The 1721-nt window shown below is 69.6% G+C and carries 1 protein-coding gene; it reads right to left on the bottom strand.

The window, feature by feature from the left end; translation table 11 throughout:
- Nucleotides 1-138: 138 nt before the first annotated feature.
- A partial coding sequence (locus JYK02_RS33170; protein WP_207056921.1) for an Hsp70 family protein occupies nucleotides 139-1721 on the bottom strand: 1583 nt, incomplete at its 5' end.

Raw genomic sequence — 1721 nt, 5'->3', positions numbered from 1 at the left:
GGGGGGCCGTCCATGTGTCGAAAAACCGCCGACACTTAATAGCAGCCCTCGCGATTTGTCCCGCAGGCACTCGCGGTGATGACCCGAAGCCGTGGCCCCCGCCGCCAGCCCACTCGGCGAGCGGGAACCCGCCGGGAATCATGCGCGGCCGAACAACCCCTTCAACCACCCCATGAAACCTTTCTGTCGTGACACGACCGCGACGTCCGCGGACGCTTCCGCGACGACCGGAGGGGATGCCGCCACGGGGTTGCGAGCCGCCGCTCCCGGGCCCACGACGGGAGGCACCGGAGCCGCCGCGGGCTCCTGCTGCGCCAGCCGCGCCTTCACCGCCTCCGGCGTGTCGCGGGTGGTGAACGTGCTGACCACCTCACGCCCCGAGGTGCCCTCCCGCGCGGTCACCTTCAGCAGGGACTCGTTGTTCACCTCGAAGGTCACCTGCACCTGCACCGCGCCGCGAGGCCGCTTCGGCAGGCCCGCGAGCCGCAGCGTGCCCAGGTACTCGTTGTCCTGCGCGCGCTCGGAGTCGCCCTGGAAGACGGTGAGCTCCAGTTCCGTCTGGTCGTCCCGGTGCGTGGACAGCGTGTAGCTCTTGGCGGCTGGCAGCGACACGTTGCGCTCCAGCACCGGCTTGAAGCGCCCACCCGGCAGCCCCACGCCAATGGCCATGGGCAGCACGTCGATGAGCACCACGCCTTCCAGCTGTCCCAGGCTGTGCGCCAGCAGCGCCGCGCCCAGCGCCACGGCCTCGTCCGGGTGCACGCCCTTGCTGGGCGGCCGCCCGAAGAACTTCGTGATCTTCTCGTGCACCAGCGGGAAGCGGCTCTGGCCACCCACGAGGATCACCTCGTCGATGTCCGTGGGCTTCAGCCCCTTGGCCTGCAGCACTTCCTCGCAGACCTGGACCGTGCGGTCCACCAGCCCCTCCGTCAGGGCGATGAGCTTCTGCCGCGTGAGCGTGACGTCCAGGTCGTACGGCTTGTTGTCGATCATCGTGATGAAGGCCACGTGCACACGCATCTCGGAGCGCTCGGAGAGGGCGCACTTGGCCCGCTCCGCCGCGTCGTTGATGCGCTGCAGGGCCACCCGGTCCCCCTGGAAGGCGCGGCCCGTCTGCCGCTGGAACTCCTCCAGGAGGTACTCCACGATGGCGTTGTCGAAGTCGATGCCGCCCAGGAACGTGTCGCCGCCGGTGCTGATGACCTCGTAGACGGTGTCGTGCAGCTCCAGCACCGACGCGTCGAAGGTGCCGCCGCCCAGGTCGTACACCAGCACGCGCTGGTTGAGCTTCTTGCCGTAGCCGTACGCCAGCGCCGCCGCCGTGGGCTCGTTGAGAATGCGCTCCACGTACAGCCCGGCGAGCTTGCCCGCCTCGCGCACCGCGTGCCGCTGGTTGTCGTTGTAGTAGGCGGGCACGGTGATGACCGCCCGCGAGATGGGCTGGCCCAGCTGGTTCTGCGCCACCTCGCGCACCTCGCGCAGGATCAGCGCGGAGATCTGCTGGAGCGAATAGATGCGGTCGCCCAGGCGCACTGCCGCCTCGCCGTTCTGGCCCGCGGCGATCTCGTAGTGAAAGCGGCCCTTGATCTGCCCCACGATGGGCGACGCGTACGGCCGGCCCACCAGCCGCTTGGCGCCGTACACCGTCTGGCGCGGGTTGGTGAGCATCTGCCCCTTGGCGGGGTGGCCCACCACCAGCTTGCCGCGCTGGTTGAACGCGA

The sequence above is a fragment of the Corallococcus macrosporus genome (assembly GCF_017302985.1).
Lineage (GTDB): Bacteria > Myxococcota > Myxococcia > Myxococcales > Myxococcaceae > Corallococcus > Corallococcus macrosporus_A.
This window is presented reverse-complemented; position numbering and strand designations above follow the sequence as displayed.